The sequence below is a fragment of the Corallococcus sp. M7 genome (assembly GCF_054512695.1).
This window is the reverse complement of sequence record NZ_CM137252.1, coordinates 972,172-991,463: the sequence shown is the minus strand read 5'-3', so window position 1 is coordinate 991,463 and position 19,292 is coordinate 972,172. Positions and strand designations below refer to the sequence as shown.

18 protein-coding genes are annotated in these 19,292 nt (G+C 70.8%); 8 read left to right on the top strand and 10 right to left on the bottom strand.

The genetic code is table 11. The features are described from left to right. Window positions 1-4 precede the first annotated feature (4 nt). Window positions 5-3,694, top strand: a complete 3,690-nt coding sequence (locus ACX114_RS04210; RefSeq protein WP_459294961.1) for a protein kinase domain-containing protein — start codon at window positions 5-7, stop codon at window positions 3,692-3,694. Window positions 3,695-3,750: 56 nt separating this feature from the next. On the opposite strand, the gene ACX114_RS04205 is transcribed toward ACX114_RS04210, so the two are convergent. Further along, entirely contained in the window at window positions 3,751-4,284 is a 534-nt protein-coding gene (locus ACX114_RS04205) for a GrpB family protein (protein WP_459294959.1), read from the bottom strand. Window positions 4,285-4,345: 61 nt separating this feature from the next. Beyond that, window positions 4,346-5,248 carry an SDR family oxidoreductase gene (locus tag ACX114_RS04200; RefSeq protein WP_459294957.1) on the bottom strand — a complete coding sequence of 301 codons (903 nt, stop codon included), beginning with the start codon at window positions 5,246-5,248 and terminating at the stop codon, window positions 4,346-4,348. A gap of 80 nt (window positions 5,249-5,328) precedes the next feature. On the opposite strand from ACX114_RS04200, the gene ACX114_RS04195 reads away from it, so the two are divergent. After that, window positions 5,329-5,961 (top strand): TetR/AcrR family transcriptional regulator, encoded by a 633-nt coding sequence (locus ACX114_RS04195; RefSeq protein WP_459294955.1) that lies wholly within the window; start codon window positions 5,329-5,331, stop codon window positions 5,959-5,961. 17 nt (window positions 5,962-5,978) lie between these two features. Here the strand turns inward: ACX114_RS04195 and ACX114_RS04190 are convergent, their stop codons facing one another. Both ACX114_RS04190 and ACX114_RS04185 read right to left on the bottom strand, forming a co-directional pair. Next, a complete protein-coding gene (locus ACX114_RS04190; protein WP_459294953.1) occupies window positions 5,979-6,473 on the bottom strand; it encodes a hypothetical protein in 495 nt (164 codons plus the stop codon). Between the two features lie 77 nt (window positions 6,474-6,550). Then, the gene (locus ACX114_RS04185; RefSeq protein ID WP_459294951.1) at window positions 6,551-8,158 is read right to left on the bottom strand and encodes a sigma 54-interacting transcriptional regulator; all 1,608 of its coding nucleotides are present in this window, start codon (window positions 8,156-8,158) and stop codon (window positions 6,551-6,553) included. Window positions 8,159-8,333: 175 nt separating this feature from the next. Between ACX114_RS04185 and ACX114_RS04180 the strand changes: the two genes are divergently transcribed. Beyond that, window positions 8,334-8,954, top strand: a complete 621-nt coding sequence (locus ACX114_RS04180; protein WP_459294949.1) for a DUF2378 family protein — start codon at window positions 8,334-8,336, stop codon at window positions 8,952-8,954. A 20-nt stretch (window positions 8,955-8,974) separates the two neighbouring features. Next, on the top strand, window positions 8,975-9,376 hold the full coding sequence (locus ACX114_RS04175) for a TonB family protein (RefSeq protein WP_014393665.1): 402 nt from the start codon (window positions 8,975-8,977) through the stop codon (window positions 9,374-9,376). Here the strand turns inward: ACX114_RS04175 and ACX114_RS04170 are convergent. Further along, a complete protein-coding gene (locus ACX114_RS04170) occupies window positions 9,363-10,376 on the bottom strand; it encodes a zinc-dependent alcohol dehydrogenase family protein (RefSeq protein WP_459294946.1) in 1,014 nt (337 codons plus the stop codon). The two genes, ACX114_RS04175 and ACX114_RS04170, sit on opposite strands and share 14 nt — an antisense overlap. 47 nt (window positions 10,377-10,423) lie before the next feature. Between ACX114_RS04170 and ACX114_RS04165 the strand changes: the two genes are divergently transcribed. The 3 genes from ACX114_RS04165 (at window position 10,424) to ACX114_RS04155 (ending at window position 13,300) form a co-directional block, all read left to right on the top strand. Continuing rightward, window positions 10,424-11,038: a hypothetical protein gene (locus tag ACX114_RS04165; RefSeq protein WP_459294944.1), complete on the top strand. Its 615-nt coding sequence runs from the start codon at window positions 10,424-10,426 to the stop codon at window positions 11,036-11,038. Window positions 11,039-11,124: 86 nt separating this feature from the next. After that, window positions 11,125-12,603, top strand: coding sequence for a S28 family serine protease (locus tag ACX114_RS04160; protein ID WP_459294942.1), 1,479 nt, complete (start codon window positions 11,125-11,127; stop codon window positions 12,601-12,603). 253 nt (window positions 12,604-12,856) lie between these two features. Continuing rightward, window positions 12,857-13,300, top strand: a complete 444-nt coding sequence (locus ACX114_RS04155; RefSeq protein ID WP_459294940.1) for an NADAR family protein — start codon at window positions 12,857-12,859, stop codon at window positions 13,298-13,300. Here ACX114_RS04155 and ACX114_RS04150 read toward each other — a convergent pair. From ACX114_RS04150 to poxB, 4 genes are all read right to left on the bottom strand, one after another. Further along, window positions 13,287-13,748, bottom strand: coding sequence for a DoxX family membrane protein (locus tag ACX114_RS04150; protein ID WP_459294938.1), 462 nt, complete (start codon window positions 13,746-13,748; stop codon window positions 13,287-13,289). The two genes, ACX114_RS04155 and ACX114_RS04150, sit on opposite strands and share 14 nt — an antisense overlap. 83 nt (window positions 13,749-13,831) lie before the next feature. Further along, window positions 13,832-14,347 carry a DUF2306 domain-containing protein gene (locus ACX114_RS04145; RefSeq protein WP_459294936.1) on the bottom strand — a complete coding sequence of 172 codons (516 nt, stop codon included), beginning with the start codon at window positions 14,345-14,347 and terminating at the stop codon, window positions 13,832-13,834. A gap of 30 nt (window positions 14,348-14,377) precedes the next feature. Next, window positions 14,378-14,896, bottom strand: coding sequence for an RNA polymerase sigma factor (locus tag ACX114_RS04140; protein ID WP_459294933.1), 519 nt, complete (start codon window positions 14,894-14,896; stop codon window positions 14,378-14,380). 126 nt (window positions 14,897-15,022) lie between these two features. Beyond that, window positions 15,023-16,759 carry a ubiquinone-dependent pyruvate dehydrogenase gene (poxB, locus tag ACX114_RS04135; protein WP_459294931.1) on the bottom strand — a complete coding sequence of 579 codons (1,737 nt, stop codon included), beginning with the start codon at window positions 16,757-16,759 and terminating at the stop codon, window positions 15,023-15,025. 226 nt (window positions 16,760-16,985) lie between these two features. Here poxB and ACX114_RS04130 point away from each other — a divergent pair, with 226 nt between their 5' ends. After that, window positions 16,986-18,500 (top strand): MBL fold metallo-hydrolase, encoded by a 1,515-nt coding sequence (locus ACX114_RS04130; protein ID WP_459294929.1) that lies wholly within the window; start codon window positions 16,986-16,988, stop codon window positions 18,498-18,500. Between the two features lie 11 nt (window positions 18,501-18,511). On the opposite strand, the gene ACX114_RS04125 is transcribed toward ACX114_RS04130, so the two are convergent. Then, complete coding sequence (locus tag ACX114_RS04125; RefSeq protein WP_459294927.1) at window positions 18,512-19,264, bottom strand: hypothetical protein; 753 nt, start codon at window positions 19,262-19,264, stop codon at window positions 18,512-18,514. Window positions 19,265-19,292: the final 28 nt, after the last annotated feature.

Sequence of the window (19,292 nt, the reverse complement as noted above, 5' to 3'; positions counted from 1 at the left end):
GGGCGTGCGTGAGACGAATGAAGCGGAGCTGCGCATGGCCCTGGCCGAGGGGCTGCTCTCCCGCGAGGACGTGGACACCCTGCGCGAGGAGGCGGCGCGGCGTGGCGTGTCCCCGTTGCAGCTCCTCGTGGAGAGGGGGCGGCTCAATGCGGATTCGCTCATATTGCTGCGCCGGAGCATGGAGGCGGAGACGCCGCTCCCCGTGAGCAATGGAGAGCGCCCGCGAGACGGCGCGCCACATGCGCCGCTCCGAGACGAAGTGCGCCCGCGAGACGGCTCTCCGCATGCGCCGCTCCGCGACGAAGTGCGCCCGCGAGACGGCTCTCCGCATGCGCCGCTCCGCGACGAACTCCATCCAAGCGACGGTGAGCCGCACGGCCTCGCCCATGCGGCCGCGCCCGAGCGCGTGGCGCCTCCGCCGGGCACCGCGGACGACACGTTGCCTCCAGGCGCCGCACCCGCATCCGTGACGGACGGGCCCGTGTTCCCGGTGCCGCACTGGACGCTCTACCGACCCATCCGGTTCCTGGGCCAGGGCGGCATGGGCCGCGTCTTCCTGGCGCGGGACCTGCGGCTGCACCGTGACGTGGCGCTGAAGTTCGTGCGCGACGAGGACCCGGAGCTGTCCCGCCGCTTCATCTCCGAGGCCCGCGCCCAGGCCCGCGTGGACCACGAGCGCGTCTGCCGCGTGTACGAGGTCGGTGAGGTCCAGGGCCGCGCGTACATCGCCATGCAGTACATCGCGGGAGCGCCGCTGCACACGCTCGCCGGTACGCTGTCCGTGGAGCAGAAGGCGCTCGTGCTTCGCGACGCCACGCTGGGCGTGCACGCGGCCCATCTGGCCGGGCTCGTGCACCGTGACCTCAAGCCCTCCAACATCCTCGTGGAGCGCGGCGAGGACGGCGCCCTGCGCCCCTACGTGATGGACTTCGGACTGGCGCGTGACTGGAGCAGCGACGATGGCGCCACCGCCACTGGCACCGTGCTGGGTACGCCCCAGTACATGGCGCCTGAACAGGCGCGCGGCGAGGTCACCCGGCTGGACCGGCGCGCGGACATCTACAGCCTGGGCGCCACGCTGTACCACCTGCTCACCGGCCAACCGCCTGTCACGGGTGCCAATGGATTGGAGGTGCTCGGACGCATCGCCACGCAGGAGCCTCGCCGTCCGCGTGAGCTGGACGCGGCGATTCCGGTGGACCTGGAGGCCATCGTCCTCAAGTGCCTGGAGAAGGACCGCTCACGGCGCTACGGATCCGCGCGGGCGCTGGCGGATGACCTCACGCGGTTCCTTGAAGGAGACCGGGTCCTCGCGCGCACCGGCCCCGCGTACCGGGTGCGGAAGTGGATGGCCCGCCACCGGGTCGCCGTCGTCGTCGCGAGCATCACCGGGCTCGCCGTGATGGGCGCCGTGGGTCAGGGCGTGATGGCCCGGCGGGAGGTGTCTCGCCGCGAGGCCCTGACCCGGCGCTTCACCGAAGGCGTCGAACGCATCGAGGCCCAGGCCCGCTACTCCGGCCAGGCGCCCCTGCACGACACGCGGCCGGACCGTGAGGCGATGCGCGCCCACATGCGCGACATCGAAGCGTCCATGCGCGACGCCGGTCCCGTCGCGGAAGGCCCGGGCCATTACGCGCTGGGGCGCGGGTTCCTCGCGTTGGGGGACGAGGAGGCCGCGCTCACGCATCTGGAGGCCGCCTGGGCGAAGGACTTCCGCGAGCCTCGCGTGGCGTATGCGCTCGCGCTGGTGCTGGGCCACCGCTACCAGCGTGAGCGGTTGGAGGCGGACCGCATCCCGGACGCGGCCAGTCGCGAGGCGAAGCGGCGCGAAGCCTGGACGCACTCCCGTGACCCGGCGCTGGCCTTCCTGGAGCAGGGCCGGGGCGCGGAGGTGCCCGCGCCTGAATACGCGGAGGCCCTCCGCGCATTCCACCAGGAACGCTTCGAGGACGCGCTGAAGTCGCTGGACGCGCTGGGCACGCGGCTGCCGTGGTTCCACGAGGCGCCCCTGCTCCGAGGCGATGTGTTGCTCGCTCGCGCCGTGCGCCATGCCCTGGCGAGTGAACGCGACGCGGCCCGGGACGACCTGGAGGCCGGACGGCGGGCTTACGACGCGGCGGCGGACATCGGCCGCAGTGTGTCCGCCGTGCACCGCGCGCGGGCGGAGCTGGAGCAGGAGGCCCTCATCCTGGAACTGTCCGGCAAGGGCGACGTGCAGCCCGCGTACACGCGCGGCATGGAGGCCGTGTCACGCGCGCGCACGGCGGCTCCGGATGAAGCAGACACCTGGGTGCTGGAGGCCCGGCTCCACCGGCGCCTCGCCCAGGCGAGCCTCAGCAACGGTGGCGACGTGGAGCCGCTCCTCACGCGCACGCTCGACGCGGCGAAGGAGGCGTTGAGGCTTGCTCCCGGGAAGGTGGAGGCGCGCCACGCGCTGGCCATGAGCTGGTGGCAGTGGGCCCGCTACCGTCAGGACCGGAACGAGGATCCGCGCGAACAACTGAAGGCCGCCGTCGCCGCCTTCGAGTCCATCCCCGAGTCCGCGCGCGACTACGACTTCCACCTGGACCTGGGACTGGTCTTCAAGGTGTGGGCGGATTCGGAGGACGGGCGCGGCGGGGACTCGTTGCCCTTCCGGCAGCAGGCCATCGCGTCCTACCGGCGGGCGTTGGCGCTGGATGCGAAGCGGCCGGATGCGTGGATCAACATGGGCACTGCCTATGTGAACCGCGCCAACCATCCGCGTGCGCCTTCGAAGGACACGGACCTGGAGGAGGCCCGGACGGCGCTGGAGCGCGCGAGCACGCTCGACCCGGGGCACGTCGTCGCGTGGTTCTACCTGGCGGAGGTGCATCGCACGCTCGCCTTGCGCCTGCGAGACCACGGCGGCGACGCGGGGCCGGGGCTTGCCCGCGCGCTGGAGGCCTACCGTCAGGGCGTCGCCATCAACGCGAAGCTACCGCCGCTCCAGAACGGCGTGGGGACCATCCTGCTCGACCAGGCCCGCGAGGCGTGGGACCGGGGAGATTCGCCAGAGCCCCTGCTGGACCAGGCGGAGCAGGCTTTCATCCAAGCCATCGCCATGGCGCCCAAGGTGGGCTTCGCGCACAACAACCTGGGCGAGGTGCGCATGTGGCGCGCGACCTGGCGCCTGCTTCGCGACCAGGATCCCACCGCGAGCGCGAAGGAGGCACAGGCCGAACTCCAACAGGCCACCACGTTGCTGCCCGGACTCGCGGAGCCGTGGACCAACCTGGGCCAGGTGCACCACACCATGGCCGCGTACGCACTGAAGCACGGGAAGGACCCACGTCCAGCGCTCGCGCAGGCCTCGGAAGCGCTGGAGCGTGCTCTGAAGCTCAACCCGTCCCTCGCGCAGGCGTGGCGATGGCGGGGAGAATTGAAGGCACTGCAAGCGCGCGAGGCAGCCCGGCCAGACGCGTCCTTCCAGGCCGCCGCGAGCGACTTCCAGAAGGCACTGGAGCTGGATCCCGAGAACCTGGAGCCACGCCTGGCCTACAGCGCGTTCCTTCGCCAATGGGGCGCGACGGCCTCCGGCAAGGACGCACGAGCCCACCTCCAGCAGGGACTATCCCTGACCGAGACCGTGCTCACCGCGCGCCCTCGGTGGAAGGACGCGAGCACCTTGCGCGAGGACCTGCGTCGCGCACTCGCGAAGCTGCCACCGGAATGACAACGCGAGGAGGCCTTGCTCGGCTTCCGCGCGGACCTTGATTGCGCGGCCTTCGTTCAAGGGGCGCCGAGGGCTGCCAGTGCTTCGGCTTCGACTCGCTTGATCCAGGCTGCCTTGCAGTCGCTGTACGCGTGGGAGTTGTCGGGGTGGAGGCACTGGCACCGCGCTTTCTCATCGTCGTATGCGCGCGCGACGTCCGGATGCGTTCGCAGGTAATCGCGAAACGCGAGGTGACGCCTGATTTCGGGCGACCCCTCGACGAAGCAGTGGAGCTGCACCACGCGCTCTCCGGTCACTGGATCCTGCCGGGTGCAGTAGCGCCGCCCGGCCATGCCGAGCTCGCCCCACCATTCATAGCCAAGCGCCTCGAGCTCGCTCCGCCGTTCATCGAGCGCAGCCATGGAGACGACGACGGGGATGAGGTCGAGAATCGGCTTCGCGGAGATGCCCGGAATGGATGTCGAGCCGATGTGGTGCACCTCGCGCACGATGGCTCCCAGCGCACCCTTGAGTGCCTGACCGTGCGCGACGGCGGCGTCGGCCCAGCGCGGATCATGCGGGACGAGGCGGACCTTGATCGGTGGAGGCATGGCTCCGAGCATCGTGCGAGGGCGACGTTCGAGACAAGCACCCGCCCTTCGCCCATCGCGCTTACAGAACCGTACCGGCGTCCGGTGCGAAGTAGTGCTCGTCGTCCAGGTCCGCCAGGAGCCCGGGCCCTTCGGGCCGCCAGCCGAGCTGCTCGCGCGTGCGGGCGCTCGACGCAGGAGCATCGATCGCGAAGAGTGCCCCCAGGAAGCCGAGGAAGTCGCCGGCCTCCGCTGGCGTCTTCGAAGCGACCGGCACCCCCACCCGGCGGCCGATGATGGCCGCGATGTCCCGGGTGGGCACGCCCTCGTCGGCGACGGCGTGGAGCCTTGAACCCGCGGGGGCACGCTCCAGCGCGAGCCGGAAGAGCCGGGCCGCGTCTGAACGGTGCACGGCGGGCCAGCGATTCGCCCCCTCCCCGACGTAGGCCGCCACGCCCGTCCGCCGCGCGGAGGCGATGAGGTGCGGCACGAAGCCGTGGTCCCCCTTGCCATGAACCGACGGCGGAAGCCGCACGATGGACGTGCGCACGCCTCGCTCGGCCAACGCGAGCATCGTCGCCTCCGCCGCGCCACGCCCCGTTGGAGCCGCCGCGTCGGTCTCCACGGCGACGCGTCCCGGCGTCAGGAACAGCAGCCCCGCCGCGATGACGAGCGGCCGACTGGACCCCTCCAGCGCCTTGCCCATCGCCTCAATGGCTCGCGCGTCGGCACGCACCGAGTCCTCGAAGCGGGAGAAGTCGTGGATGAACGCCAGGTGGATGACCCCGTCCGCCTTCGCCGCGCCCGCGCGCAGGCTGTCCGGGTCGTCCAGCGAGCCGCGATGCACCTCCGCCCCCGCCGCCTCCAGGGCCCGGGCTGAAGCATCCGAGCGGGCAAGCCCCACCACCTGATGCCCCGCCCCCAGGAGTTCAGGGACGACCGCCGAGCCAATGAAACCCGATGCACCCGTGACGAATACGCGCATGGAAAGCTCCTTGATGTCAGCTACTGACATCACTACTAACAAGTGATGTCAGTGACTGCAATCAGGTTATGTTGGTGCCCATGGGCCGCTGGGAACCCAACGCACGAGACCGGCTTGCACAGGCCGCCATGACCCTGTTCCAGGAGCACGGGTACGACCGGACGACGGTGGAGGAGATCGCCGCGCGCGCGGGGCTCACGGAGCGGACCTTCTTCCGCTACTTCGCGGACAAGAAGGAGGTCCTGTTCGGAGGCTCGGACGCGCTCCACGAGCGCCTCGTCACCACCATCTCGGAGGCGCCTCCGGGGGCCGCGCCGCTCGACGCGGTCGCCGCCGCCCTCGAGTCGCTGACGCCCTTCTTCAAGGACCGTCGCGACCATGCACGGGCGCGCCAGGCACTCCTCGCCGCGCACGCGGAGCTTCGGGAGCGCGAGCTGATCAAGCTGGCCTCCCTTGCCTCGGCCGCCGCGGACACCCTTCGAAAGCGCGGCGTCACCGAGCCCGCCGCGAGCCTGGCCGCCGAGGCAGGAATGGCGGTCTTCAAGGTCGCGTTCGAGCGCTGGCTCGAGGACCCGAAGGCGCAGGACCTCTCACGGCACATCCAGCTCGGTCTCGAAGAGCTCAAGGCCGTCACCGCGAGCACCGGCGCCGCCGTGGCTCCGGCCGCGCCGCCACGGCAGCCCGCCCGGCCAGCCAGGGCCCGCAAGCCCTGACGTGGCCACCGCGTGCTTCAGTCCTCGCCGCGCCCGGTGACCTCCAGCGTGCCGTTGATGGTCTCCCGGATGCCCTGGGGCTGCGTGCACCGGGAGCAGTCGCCCGTCGTCGGGCAGGACCACAGCAGCGTGGTCGATCCCGGCTCATCCTTGGAGCGCGCCTTCCAGTAAGCGACCTGACACGCGGGCACCAGGAGGGGGTTCTGCGAGTCGTGCGCGAGGAGCTCACCGATGGACACGCCGATGCACCGGTCCTGCTGCACCTGGGACACGAAGCTCACCGTATGACCGGCCTTCACCTGCACCGTCGTGGTGCTGAAGTGCACCTTACCTTCCGGGTCGGCGGTGATGAGCACCGGGGTGCCCCCGTCGGGCGTCGGGTTCACCGTGCAGGGCAGCACCGGCCCGCTGTCGGACGACGCGGCTTCGGAGGGGGTGGAACGGGTACCACCGCTGGCACAGGCCAGCAGCAGTCCGGTGAGGCACAGGGGGAAGAGGACGCGGCTTCGCATGGGGAACCCTCCAGGGGGATGGGAACAGACGACGCGACGGCTCAGCATCCAGCGTGCCACGCGGCGCGGCCCTCCGCTCAATGGGTCTTCGCCGTCAGCCCCAGCTCCTTCAACCGCCGCCCCAGCGCGCGCTTCGACACCTCCAGCGTGCGCGCCATCGCGTCCAGGTCGCCGCCGCAGGCCTCGAAGCAGCGGGTGATTTCCTCCGCGCCCAGGTCCCCGGCGGTGCGCAGGTTCGGGCTGCGCTCGATGAGGTCGTAGACGGACGGGCGCGGAATGCCCAGCGCGTCCGCCGTGGCCTTCAGGTCCCACGCGCTCGCCCGCAGCGCGGCCAGCAGCTCCGCCTCCGTCACCTGCGAAGGCTTGCGACGGGGCACCTCCGGAGCCGCGGCGGGCGTCGCCGCGGGAACCCCGGCAGGTGCCGCCGAGCCGGACGCCGTCCCCAGCGCTTCCTCCACCTGGGGATCCAGCTGCAAGCGTGCCTGTCCCCTGCTCCCGATGACGAGCTGCCGCGTGAGGTTGCGAAGCTGCCGGATGTTCCCCGGCCACGCCGCGCGCACCAGCCGCGACGCCAGCGGCGCGGGCAGCCACGGCTCCGCGTGCGGATCCTCCGAGTCCAGCCGCGCCGCCTCGCCCAGCGCCGCCAGCTCCTCGCGGGCGAAGTGGAAGAACAACCGGCCCACGTCCTCGCGCCGCTCACGCAGCGCGGGCACGCGCAGGTCGTAACCCGCCAGCCGGTGCAGCAGCGGCGCCTTGAAGCGCCCGTCGCGGATCTGCTCCTCCAGGTGCGCGTCCGTCGCGGCGATGAGCCGCACGTCCACCCGCACCGGCTGGCTGGCGCCCACGGGGTACAGCTCGCCTGTCTCCAGCACGCGCAGGAGCATCACCTGCACCTCCGGCGGCGCCTCGCCCACTTCATCCAGGAACAGCGTGCCCCCGTGCGCGGCGCGGAAGAAGCCCTCGCGGTCCTGCGTGGCCCCGGAGTACGCGCCCTTGCGCGAACCGAACAGCTCCGCCGCCGCCAGCTCCTTGGGGATGGCCCCCAGGTTGACGCTGACGAAGCGCCCCTCCCTGCGCGGTGACAGCCCGTGGATGGCCTGCGCCACCAGCTCCTTGCCCGTGCCCGTCTCGCCCCGGATGAGCACCGACACGTCCAGGTCCGCAACCCGCGCGATGTGCCCGCGCAGCCGCCGCAGGCCCGCGCTCTCGCCCACCATGCCCTGCGTGTCCGCCGCGCCCCCTCCGTCCAGCTCCACCGTGTGCAGCAGCAGCACCACCCGGCCCGACAGCTCCAGCGCCACGCCGTCCATCAACTCCGCCGGCCCGAAGTCCCTGGAGCCCTGGAGCGGGACGCCCGCCGCGACCACGTGCGTGCCGTCCTCCGGCACCGTCAGCCGCACGCCTCCGGCCGGCAGGGCGGAGAGCTCCAGCGGCTTGCGGCTCACGAACGGATCCGCCAGCGGCAGCCCCAGCGAGCTGCCCGGCTTCGCGAAGTCCGGCGCGTTGCGCGACAGGGCCAACGTCCGCCCCGCCACCACCGCGTCCAACAGCAGCCGCTCCCCCACGCGCCGGGGGACCGGATGGGACACCACCGTCAGCGCGGGCACGGCGCGGGGCGTCCCCCGCGAAGCTCCGCGCTCCTGCATCGCGGCCGTGGAGATGTCGGCGAGGGGGTCGTGCGGCATGACCCGGGACCCTATCGCACCCACCCCGCGCCCCGTTGCGACGCGTCGAGCCGCGTCGGCCGACCCGTCGACGCCTCTGCCGCACTGCGTTTTCGAACACTCCGCGTCATGTTCTTGAGGCCTGGGAACCTGGCGGGTTGAGACGGCCCCGCTCACACGGGTAGCGTGGGAGGACATGCCGACGACCACCCCCGAACGCCTCGTCTTCCAGCAGAGCTTCGAAGGGCTGATTCGCGCCCTGGGTGACCACCTGGACGAGCCCTGCGCGCGGCAGCTGCGCGACGTCGGCATCGACCCTCGCGGAAAGCTGGCGGTGGCCTATCCGCTGGACGTGTGGGTGGAGTCGCTGAAGCTGGCGGCATCCGTGCTCGCGCCGGCGGCCACGCTGGACGACGGCGCGGAGGTGGTGGGCCGGCGCTTCCTGGAGGGCTACGGGGCCACGCTCATCGGCAGCGCGCTCCTCGCGGGCGTCCGGCTGTTGGGGCCGCACCGGATGCTGGAGCGGATGACGCGCAACCTGCGCACCGGCACCAACTACCTGGAGGCGAGGCTGGAGCAGACGGGCCCCACGCGCTACGTGCTCACCTGCCGCCCGGTGGTGGTGGCCGGCTTCTACCGGGGCCTCTTCTCCGCCGGCCTGGAGATGAGCGGCGCGCACGGCGCCTCCGTGGTGCTGATGCGGGCCGCGGGCGACGCGGCCGTGTACGACCTGTCCTGGCTGCCGGAGAAGGGCGCCAGCAACAAGCCCCCGGAAACCAAGCCCCTGCCGCCCCGAGGCCCCCAGCCGAGGAGCTGAGCGGGCCCTATATTCGGCCCATGCTCCGCATCCCGAAAACCGCCGTGGTGGTGCTCGCGCTGGCCCTCGCTTCCGGGGCCCTGGCCGCGAGCGGCAGTCCGCAGCTCCAGACCTACTTCCAGGGCTCGGTGGACAGCCCCACCTACCAGCAGCAGGCCTTCCAGCGCGTGGCGAAGGCCTGGAAGCAGCCGGGCCCCAAGGGCACGCCGGCCCTGGGCAAGAAGACCATCGTCCAGGCCGTGCTCGACAAGGACGGCAAGCTGGTCTCCACCGCCATCCTCACCGAGTCCGGGGCCAAGGCCTGGGACGCCGCCGCGCTCGCCGCGGTGAAGAAGGCGGCGCCCTTCCCGCCCCTGCCCAAGAGCACGGCCACGGCCACGGTGGAGGCCCACTTCCACTTCGCGTGGGTCAGCTCACCTTGATGACAATCTTCCCGAAGTGCGCGCCCTGCTTCATGTGCTCGAAGGCGGCGCGCGCTTCCGCGAAGGGGAACACGCGGTCCACCACCGGGTGGACGTCATGGAGCGTGAACGCGCGCGTCAGCGCCTCGAAGGACTGACGGTGCCCCACGAACACGCCCTGCACGCGCAGGTTCTGCATCAGGATGGGGACGAGCGACACGGTGCCCGCCCCGCCGGACAGCACGCCGATGACGGACACGGTGCCGCCCACGCGCAGCGCCTTGAGTGACTTCTCGAAGGTGCCCGAGCCGCCCACCTCCACCACGTGGTCCACGCCCACGCCGCCGGTGAGCGTGCGCGCCGCCTTCTCCCAGTCCGGCGTGGTGACGTAGTTGATGCCCTCGTGCGCGCCCAGCTTCAGGGCCCGCTCCAGCTTGTCGTCGCGGCTGGACGTGGCGATGACGTGCGCGCCGAACAGCCGGGCAATCTGTAGCGCGAAGATGGACACGCCGCCCGTGCCCTGCACCAGCACCGTGTCCCCGGCCTTGAGCCCGCCCTGCGTGACGAGCGCGCTCCACGCCGTCACCGCCGCGCACGGCAGCGTGGCGGCCTCCTCGTCGGTGAGGTACGCGGGCGTGGGCACCACGCCGTCCTCGTGCAGGAGCATCGTGTCCGCGAGCGCGCCATCCAGCGGCCCGCCCAGCGTGGTGGCGGTGATGGCCTTCGTCGGCTCACCGGCCTGCCAGCCCTGCGCGAACAGCGTCATCACCCGGTCGCCTGGCTTCACGCGCGTGACGCCCGGGCCCACCGCGTCCACCACGCCCGCGCCGTCCGAGTTGGGCACCAGCGGCAGCTTCTGGCGCGGGTTGTAGCGGCCCTCCACCATCATCAGGTCTCGCGAGTTGAGGCTCGTGGCCTTCACCCGCACGCGCACCTGGAAGGGTCCAGGCACGGGGTCCGGGCGCTCCGCGCGCACCAGGTTGTCCAGACCGAAGGCTCCGCGAATCTCGTAGACGTTCATGGCCCGGGACCTTAGAGCCAGGGCCCTCCACCGAACAGGGTCCCACCATGTCACTGCTCCAGAAGTTGATGGAACACGCCTCGCTTCACGAGCCCTGCGGGACGGCCGCGAAGCGGGCCCAGCTCAAGGCCGGGCTCCCGGTCTCCGCCGCGACGAAGCAGGTGGACGGAGACCTGACGCTGACGGAGGGAACGGACCTCGTCCTCGAAGAGGGCCGCGTCCACGTGAAGGGCCACCTCCTCCTGGAGGACCAGTCCCGCCTGCTGGTCGCGGGGGACCTGGTGGTGGAGGGCAACATCCTCCACGAAGGGTTCGACTACGCCCTGCTCTTCGCGGGCGGCTCCATCCAGGCGGACAACCTCCTCTTCCACGGCGAGATGGTCGCGCTGGCAGGCCTCACCCTGCGCGGCGCGGCCTGGACCTACTTCAACGATTACTCCACCTACGCGGACACGCTGACGGCTCGCGCGGTGGTGGCCGACGACCGCGCGGACGCCGTGGACCAGGTCCACGCGGACACGCACCTCCAGGGACACGCCCGGGTCATCGCGGGAGCGCTGGAGCCGTTGCTGCACCCCGACGCGTGGGCCCGGTACCAGGAGGGTTCCTACGCCGCGTTGGCCAGACACCTGCGCCAGGGCCAGCCGTTGCTGCGCAAGTAATTGCAGGAAGCACCTGGGAAGTCCTTCTTCCGGAAATACATGAACGGCATGTTCGTTCTGTCTTTCACCCAAGGAGGGCTTTACCCATGTCACGTTTCTTCGGTCGTCCCGCGGTGCTGGCGTGTGCGCTGGCGCTGGGGCTCCAGGCCTGCGGCGGCAGCGAGCTTCCCCCGGAGTCCATCGCCCCGAGCGCGCCGGAGGTCCAGGCGCAATCCCTGACACAGGACGCGGCGCCGGACATCCTCGCGCAATTGCAGGCGATTCCCGGCCTCACGGTGCTGCTGGAGCGGCCACCGACCCCGTCGGGCGTGCGCACCTTCGTGCTGTCCTATGACCAGCCGGCGGACCACCTGCACCCGAATGGCACGCGCTTCCAGCAGCGGATGACGCTGGTCTTCCGCAACGCGGAGGCGCCCATGGTGCTGGCCAGCACGGGCTACGGCATCAGCACGATCCCCGGCCAGACGGAGCCCGCCTTCCTGGTGCAGGGCAACCAGTTGCAGGTGGAGCACCGCTTCTTCGGGCCCTCCATCCCGCAGCCCGCGAACTGGCGGCTGCTCAGCATCGAGCAGGCGGCGGCGGACCACCACCGCATCGTCCAGGCCTTCAAGCCGCTCTTCCCGGGCAAGTGGATCAGCACCGGCGGCAGCAAGGGCGGCATGACGTCGCTCTACCACCGGGCGTTCTTCCCGCGCGACGTGGACGCCACGGTGGCCTACGTGGCGCCCAACAGCTACGGCACGCAGGACCCGCGCTACGTGAAGTTCCTGAGCAAGCTGGGCACGCCCGAGTGCCGCGAGAGCATCCGCGGCTTCCAGCGGGAAGTGCTGGAGCGGCGCGCGGAGGTGGAGCCGCTCTTCCAGGCGACGGCCTCGGCGTATTACGGCAGCACCTACGACTTCCTGGGCGTGGACAAGGCGCTGGAGTTCAGCACCCTCGAGCTCCCCTTCGCCTTCTGGCAGTACGGCAACGCGTCGCGGTGTGACACGATTCCTCCGCGGGGAGGCACCGCGCAGGGACTGGTGGACTTCATGGATGAGGTGGTCGGCCTCTCGTACATGAGCGACGCGGACCTGAACTACTACGCGCCCTATGACTTCCAGGCCGGCACGCAGTTGGGCAGCTACGCGTCCGACGAGGCCCACCTGAGCGGCGTCCTGAATTATCCCCGGGGCTACGACCCGCGGGCGCTCGTGCCCTTCGACATGCGGCCGTATCCCTTCAACCCGTTCGTGATGCCCATCGTGGAGGGCTGGGTGAAGGCGTTCGGCGAGCGCATCCTGCTCGTCTACGGAGAGAACGACCCCTGGTCCACGGGTGCGTTCAGCGTGAGCGCGCGCAATGACTCGTACCGGTTCTTCCAGCCGGGCGGAAACCACGGCGCCCGCATCACGGCCCTGCCGGCAGCGGAGCAGGCCGTGGCGCTGGAGCGGCTGCGGACCTGGGCGGGGCTGCCCGCGGAGAGCGCCAGGTCCATGAGCCTGCGCGCCCAGAGCGAGGAGTCCGCGGAGCTGCCCGTCACCACGGGCGTGGTGGACCGCCGCCGCGGCCCGCCGCGCGACTGACCTTCAGGGCCGTTCGGCCGTCACCTCGCGGGCCACGTCGAGGAAGGCGCGGAACGCGGGGGACACCTGGGCGCGGCTGGGGAAGTCGAGAGGTGGGCTCAAAGGCATACATGAGCGCCAGGCCCACCTCCGCCATCGCCACCAGCACCTGCCTGGAGAAGGGTGACGTGAGGTACCGCTTCGTCATCGACCTCAAGAGCCTGAAGTAGCCCGACCGCTGGCGCGAGCACGGGCGGTGCGCCAAGCTCCAGCCATGGCCGATGTCATCCACTTCTACAGCGTGACCGACGACTATGGGTGGTGCTCGAACTTCGCGCCCTACCCCATCAAGGTCCGGGGCAAGACCTGGCCCACCACGGAGCACTTCTTCCAGGCGCAGAAGTTCGAGAACGCCTCGGACCAGGAGGAGATCCGCAAGGCCAACTCCCCGATGCTGGCGGCGCGCATGGGACGGGACCGCAAGCGCAAGCTTCGCCGCGACTGGGAATCCGTGAAGGTGGCGGTGATGCGCGAGGCGCTCCAGGCGAAGTTCTCCCAGCATGCGGACCTTGCGCGCCTGCTCCAGGCCACGGGCGACGCGAAGCTGGTGGAGCACACGGAGAACGACGACTACTGGGGCGACGGAGGAGACGGCAGCGGCGGCAACATGCTGGGCCGCCTCCTCATGGAGCTGCGCGAGGCGGCTAGGAAGGCTTAGCGCGCATGGCCAGCATCGGGCGGTACGCCGCCCGGTAGGACCAGGCCAGGAAGATTTCGGCCGCCAGGAGCATCACCGCCATGCCCAGGCCCGCGGGCGCCAGGAAGGCGTGCGTCAGGAAGATGTTCACGATGACCGGCGCGATGAGCGCCAGCGCCAGCGGGACGAAGCGGTTGGCCAGCAGCAACAGGCCCACCACCGTCTCCGTGCCCTTCACCAGCGCGAACAGGAAGCCCGTCGCCTTCATCGCGACACCAAAGGCCACCGCCGGGTCCGCCGGGTTCAGGTCCTTGGGCGTGGGAATGAACTCCAGGAACCCGTTCAGCCCGAAGACGAAGAACACCAGCCCCATGAACACGCGGGCCGCCGTCGGCAGGAAGCGGGTGAACGACTTCTTCTTCGGGGAGGCGTCCACCCCGGGGGTGGTGGAGGAGAGGGTGGCGTCCATGGCGTGCTCCGTTCAGGTGGAAATCGCGGGCCTTCTACCTCACGTCGAATCAGGCCCCCACGAATCGACACGCCCCGCGCTTTTCAGCGATTCGGCAGCCCGCCTACATGGCCATACGTCCGGGCGCGCAGCCGCAGCACCTGGTACGTGGCGCCGCAGAGGAACAGGCCCAGCAGCGCCGCCAGGGCCGCCTGCACCACCGGGGACTGCGGGCTGTCGGCCAGGGGCTTGTCCGCGGGCAGCCGGGTCAGCGTCTCGTTGATGCCCGGCACCAGCAGCACCATGAAGCTGGCCGAGTACGTGAGGGTCCGCACGTATTCCGTGGCGCGGCCGAACACGCCCAGGCCCGGCGCCGCCGCGCCTACCGCCATGAGCAGCAGCGCCACGAGCCCCAGCGCGTGGCCCGGGTTGAAGCCGCCCGTGCTGGACAGGCCGAACGACGTCACCACCGACGTCACCATGCTGGCGACGTACGCCTTGCCGACGCGCGTCCCCGGGTCGATGCGCCCGTCGCGCACGAAGGCCCAGACGCCGAAGACGAGGGGAGGCACGCTCACGAGCGTGTGGATGATGCCCAGGGTGGACAGGGGGTTCGCCATGACAGGACTCCAGATGAGAGGGATGGGGCTTCAGGCCAGCAGGTATTCGCGAATCATCACGCGGGCGCGGTGCAGGCGGCTCTTCACCGCCGCCGGCTCCAACGACAGGCGCTCGGCCATCTCGCGGATGGAGAGCGACTCGAAGTCGCGCAGCACGACGACCTCCAGGTACTGCGGCGGCAGCGACTCCAGCGCGGACGCCATGTCCAGCCGCAGCGAGTCCGGCGTGTGCGCGGACATCCACCGGTCCACGAGCGCTTCTTCGTAGGGGTCGTTCTTCAGCACCGTGCGGGCCAGACGGCGGCACTCGCGCTGGACGATGCGGAACATCCACCCGGAGAACGACTTCAGCTTGCGCACGGCGGTCAGGTGACGGGACATCACCAGCAGGGCCTCCTGGACCGCGTCGTCCACGTCGCTGATGAGGCAGCGCTTCTGCGCGTAGCGCCGGAGGTTCGGCTGCTGGAGCTCCAGCAGGTGCACCATCGCGCCGCGGTCACCGGCATGGGCCGCGAGCAACAGCGCGTCGGGAGTCGATGTCGAGCCCATGGGACCTGCCTCGTGCGACGGGGAAAATCCCCATTCGCCAACTAAGAGGCGGCCACGGGCCGAATGGATTCGCGGCCCTGCTGATTTTTCCCGGGCCCCGTCCAACCGCTGGAAATGCCAGGGGTTTCAGCGCCAGAGGTTGGTGCGCGCCAGCTCCAGCACCTCGTTGGTGCGGCCGTTGAGCAGGGCCTTGATGCCGAACAGGGTGAAGCCCGCGGCCATGGACGCGGTGACGCGGGGAGGCATCACCAGCTCCGCCTTGCTGACCACGGCGTCCACCAGCACGGGGCCCGGCGTCGCGAGCGCCAGTTGGACGGCTTCATCCACCTGCCCCGGGTCCTCCACGCGAATGCCCTTGATGCCCACGGCCTCGGCCAGCGCGGCGAAGTTCGGGTTCTGGAGCGTCGTGCCCACGTCGAGCATGCCGCCCACCTGCTGCTCCATGGCCACGAAGCCCAGGGAGCTGTTGTTGAACACCACGACCTTGATGGGCAGCCCCAACTGCACCAGGCCGATGAAGTCCCCCATCAACATCGTGAAGCCGCCGTCACCGGAGAAGGCGATGACCTGCCGGTCCGGGAAGGCCTTCTGCGCGCCAATGGCCTGCGCGAGGGCGCTCGCCATGGAGCCGTGGTTGAAGGAGCCCACCAGCCGCCGGCCGCCCTTCATGGTCGCGTAGCGCGCGGCCCACACCGTGGGCAGGCCCACGTCGCAGGTGAAGATGGCGTCGTCGGACGCCTGGAGGTCGAACGCGCGAGCCACCTGCGGCGGGTGGATGGGCTTCCTCCCCACCGTGCCCTGCCCCAGGGAGTCCAGCTCCTCGCGCGTCTTGCGGTAGTGCGCGAGCGCGCGCTCCAGGTGCTTCGTGTCGCGCTTCGCCTCGATGCGGGGCAGGAGCGCCTGGACGGTGGCGGACACGCTGCCCACCACCCCCAGGTCCACCCGCGTGCGCTTGCCGATGTTCTCCGCGCGCACGTCCACCTGGATGATCCGCGTGTCGGCGCTGTCCGGGTAGAACTGCCGGTAGGGGAAGTCCGTGCCCAGCATCAGGAGCACGTCGCAGTCGATCATCGCCCAGTACCCGGACGCGTAGCCGATGAGCCCCGTGAGCCCCACGAAGTGGGGGTTGTCCTTCTCCACGAACTCCTTGCCCCGGAGCGCGGAGACGACGGGCGCCTGGAGCCGCTTCGCCAACTCCACCACCTGCGCGCCCGCGCCCTCGCAGCCCGCGCCGCACAGCAGCGTCACGCGCCCGCCGCGGTTGAGCAGCGCGGCCATCTGCTCCACCTGCGCGGAGGACGGCATGAGCTGGGACGGCGATGCAAGCAGCGACTCCGGCGTGGGAGCGCGAGCGTCCTCCGCCTTCAGCATGGCGATGTCGCCGGGGAGCACCACCACGGCCACGCCGCCCTTGCCCACCGCGCTGCGGACGGCGATCTCCGCCGTGCGCTGCATCTGGTTGGGGCCGGAGACCAGCTCGCAGTAGTGGCTGCACTCCTTGAAGAGCGACTCCGGATGGGTCTCCTGGAAATAGCCGGTGCCCAGCTCCACGGAGGGAATCTGCGCGGCGATGGCCAGCACCGGCGCCCGGCTGCGGTGGCAGTCATACAGGCCGTTGATGAGGTGCAGGTTGCCGGGGCCGCAGCTCCCCGCGCACACGGCGAGCTGCCCGGTGAGGTGCGCCTCCGCGCCCGCGGCGAAGGCGGCGGCCTCCTCGTTGCGCATGGGCACCCATTCGATGTCGCCCCGGCGGCGCAGCGATTCCGTGAGGGCATTCAGGCTGTCGCCCACCACGCCATAGATGCGCTTCACCCCCGCGAGCGCGAGGACCTCCACGAACTGGTCCGCCACCGTCTTCTTCATGGTCCACCTCTCGCCTGGGTCCCTTCACCCCGGGCGAAGATGTGCACCGTCCCGCTGGCCTGCGACCGGCCGTGCGGCCGGGCCCCAAGCAAGGCTGGCTGCCGGGTGCGGACGGGACAGCCGGGCCGTCGCCATTCGCCGCGTCCCGAGCACCGTTCGCCGCGCCATTCGGGTCACTGGCGGCATGGCCCCTGGAGGCAGGTTCCGGCCGCGACATCGTGGGGCCATGCGAAGCCCCCTGCTGTTGTCCACTGTCGCGGCGCTGCTGCTCACCCTGCCCGCCTCCGCCGCCGAGTCCCCCGCTCTCGTCCACGTCCGCGCCGCCGCCGGGGCCATGGGCGGCGAGGCCCGGCTCCGCGCGCTCACGGGTCTGCGCCTTCGCGGCGTGGGCCACTGGAACCTGCTGGAGCAGTCCGAGCGCCCCACGCCGCCCTTCCTCGTCATGTACGAGCAGTTCGAAGAGGTGCGCGACCTGCGCCGGGGCCGCCTGCGCCAGAAGTCCGAGAGCCGCGGGATGGTGCTGGATGAGTGGAAGGGCGTGACGATGCTGCTCGCCGACGGCGTGGCGGCGGCGGACTTCCAGGGGAAGTGGAGGCCCCTGGGCGCCGCGCAACTGCAAGACATGCAGGAGCGGCTGGCGTTCGCGCCCGAGCACGTGCTGCTCGCGGCCCTGGACGCGAAGGACCTGCGAGCCCAGGCGGACACGCTGCTACAGGAGGTGCCCCACCACGTCGTCACCTTCCACCAGGACCGCGCGAGCGTGCGCCTCTTCCTCAACGCCCGCACGGGTCTGCCCACCGCGGTGGAGACAGTGGACGCGCATCCGGAGGATCCCTTCTGGAGTGTCTGGGGCGACGTGCGCACGGTGCTGTCCTTCCAGGCGTGGACGCTGGAGCCGGGAGGCCTGCGCTATCCGCGTCACTGGGAGTGGGCGCGCAACGGCGAGCCCCACCACTCCGTCACGGTGACGGCGGTGACGGTGGATCCGCCGCTCCAGGATGCGGACTTCGCCGTGCCGGATGACGTGAAGCAGGGCTTCGAGGCCCGCCGGGCAAGGAAGCTGGACGAAACCCCCGTGGTCCGGCCGGAAGCGCCGCCCGTGGAGGTGGCACCCGGAGTGGTGCAACTGCCGGGAGCCTGGAACGTGGCCCTGGTGGCGCAGGACGACGGCGTGGTGGTGGTGGAGGGCCCGCTCGCGTCCGGCTATTCGGCGCGAGTGGTGGACGAGGCCGCGAAGCGCTTCCCGAACCTGAAGGTGAAGGCCGTGGTGTCCACCAGCGACGCCTGGCCGCACATCGGAGGGCTGCGCGAGTACGTGGCCCGGGGCATCCCGGTGCACGTGCTGGATCTCAACCGAGCGCTGGTGGAGCGGCTGGTGGCGGCGCCGCGCACGCTCGTGCCGGATGCGCTGGCCAGGAAGCCACGCGCCGCGAAGCTCCAGGTCGTGGACGGACGGCGAGTGCTCGGCACCGGAAAGAACCGGCTGGAGCTCGTCCCGGTGCGCACGGAGACGGGCGAGCGGATGCTGTTCGCATGGCTGCCGGAACACCGGCTGCTCTACACATCCGACCTGGTGCAGCCCCAGCCAGACGGCGCGTTCTTCAACGTGCAGCAGGTGGACGAAACAGTCGAAGTGGCCGCACGCGAGAAGCTCCCGGTGGCCCGGGTGTTCGGCATGCACCTGAAGCCCACGGACTGGAGCGCGCTCACCACCGCCGTGGACAAGGTCCGCGAGCCCTGAGGCCATTCACCTCAAGGATGCTTCTTCGTCTCGGTGAAGACCGGCTCGTTCCGCCGGATGCGTTCGAAGAGCTCGTCGTGGTCGATTTCACCGAGCTCGATGTCGCAGAGGCCGGGCACCAGGAAGGCGGAGGCCTGCGATGCGGCCTCCTCGCCGGAGCGCCCGTTCTCGAAGCGATGTTCCGTGCGGAGCTCTCCGTAGCACGCGACCTCGTGATCATTCTCATCCAGGAAGCGCGTCTCCAGGTTGCCCGCCACGATGAGGCTCTCATCGTTGTAGACGCCCTGGATGACGTCCCGGACCAACAGGTCGCCCAGGACCAGGAGGTTCCCCGACGTCCGCAGCCCCTGTGCGACACAGCGGCCCAGGACCACGATGGTTGAATCCGGTCCGCAGTCGTCCAGGACGCCATCGACCTCCAGGTCGCCCAGCACGAGGAGGGGACAGGTGACGAGCAGCGAACCAGGAGCCTTCGCGTTGCCCGTCACGACCGTGGCCTTGGACAGCGACGCATCCAGTACGGCGTCCACGGGCTCAAGGAGCTCGCGCATCACCACGGCGGCCAGGCCGACATGCGACACAGGCCCGGGACACAGCGCCTTCGCGAGCGCGGCGGGCGAAAGGGGCGCGTCCTTGGGGAACGCCCTCTCCAGGGTCGTGACTCGGGGCGGGCCCTGATGGGAGAGCGCATCCCGGAGGGCACCGTCCAGCCGGGCGAGCGTGGCCTCCGCGCGCGGCAGGAAGTCGTTCCTGGAAAGGAGCATGGGAGCATCCTATCCAGCCTGGGCTGCT

What these genes read in the sequence shown, in the direction of transcription:
- ACX114_RS04200 (WP_459294957.1), bottom strand. Translation starts at nt 5,248, where the DNA reads ATGCGCGTATTCGTCACGGGTGCATCGGGTTTCATTGGCTCGGCGGTC.
- ACX114_RS04125 (WP_459294927.1), bottom strand. Translation starts at nt 19,264, where the DNA reads ATGCTCCTTTCCAGGAACGACTTCCTGCCGCGCGCGGAGGCCACGCTC.
- ACX114_RS04160 (WP_459294942.1), top strand. Translation starts at nt 11,125, where the DNA reads ATGTCACGTTTCTTCGGTCGTCCCGCGGTGCTGGCGTGTGCGCTGGCG.
- ACX114_RS04140 (WP_459294933.1), bottom strand. Translation starts at nt 14,896, where the DNA reads ATGGGCTCGACATCGACTCCCGACGCGCTGTTGCTCGCGGCCCATGCC.
- ACX114_RS04175 (WP_014393665.1), top strand. Translation starts at nt 8,975, where the DNA reads ATGCTCCGCATCCCGAAAACCGCCGTGGTGGTGCTCGCGCTGGCCCTC.
- ACX114_RS04145 (WP_459294936.1), bottom strand. Translation starts at nt 14,347, where the DNA reads ATGGCGAACCCCCTGTCCACCCTGGGCATCATCCACACGCTCGTGAGC.
- ACX114_RS04180 (WP_459294949.1), top strand. Translation starts at nt 8,334, where the DNA reads ATGCCGACGACCACCCCCGAACGCCTCGTCTTCCAGCAGAGCTTCGAA.
- ACX114_RS04205 (WP_459294959.1), bottom strand. Translation starts at nt 4,284, where the DNA reads ATGCCTCCACCGATCAAGGTCCGCCTCGTCCCGCATGATCCGCGCTGG.
- ACX114_RS04195 (WP_459294955.1), top strand. Translation starts at nt 5,329, where the DNA reads ATGGGCCGCTGGGAACCCAACGCACGAGACCGGCTTGCACAGGCCGCC.
- ACX114_RS04170 (WP_459294946.1), bottom strand. Translation starts at nt 10,376, where the DNA reads ATGAACGTCTACGAGATTCGCGGAGCCTTCGGTCTGGACAACCTGGTG.
- poxB (WP_459294931.1), bottom strand. Translation starts at nt 16,759, where the DNA reads ATGAAGAAGACGGTGGCGGACCAGTTCGTGGAGGTCCTCGCGCTCGCG.
- ACX114_RS04185 (WP_459294951.1), bottom strand. Translation starts at nt 8,158, where the DNA reads ATGCCGCACGACCCCCTCGCCGACATCTCCACGGCCGCGATGCAGGAG.
- ACX114_RS04165 (WP_459294944.1), top strand. Translation starts at nt 10,424, where the DNA reads ATGTCACTGCTCCAGAAGTTGATGGAACACGCCTCGCTTCACGAGCCC.
- ACX114_RS04190 (WP_459294953.1), bottom strand. Translation starts at nt 6,473, where the DNA reads ATGCGAAGCCGCGTCCTCTTCCCCCTGTGCCTCACCGGACTGCTGCTG.
- ACX114_RS04155 (WP_459294940.1), top strand. Translation starts at nt 12,857, where the DNA reads ATGGCCGATGTCATCCACTTCTACAGCGTGACCGACGACTATGGGTGG.
- ACX114_RS04150 (WP_459294938.1), bottom strand. Translation starts at nt 13,748, where the DNA reads ATGGACGCCACCCTCTCCTCCACCACCCCCGGGGTGGACGCCTCCCCG.
- ACX114_RS04130 (WP_459294929.1), top strand. Translation starts at nt 16,986, where the DNA reads ATGCGAAGCCCCCTGCTGTTGTCCACTGTCGCGGCGCTGCTGCTCACC.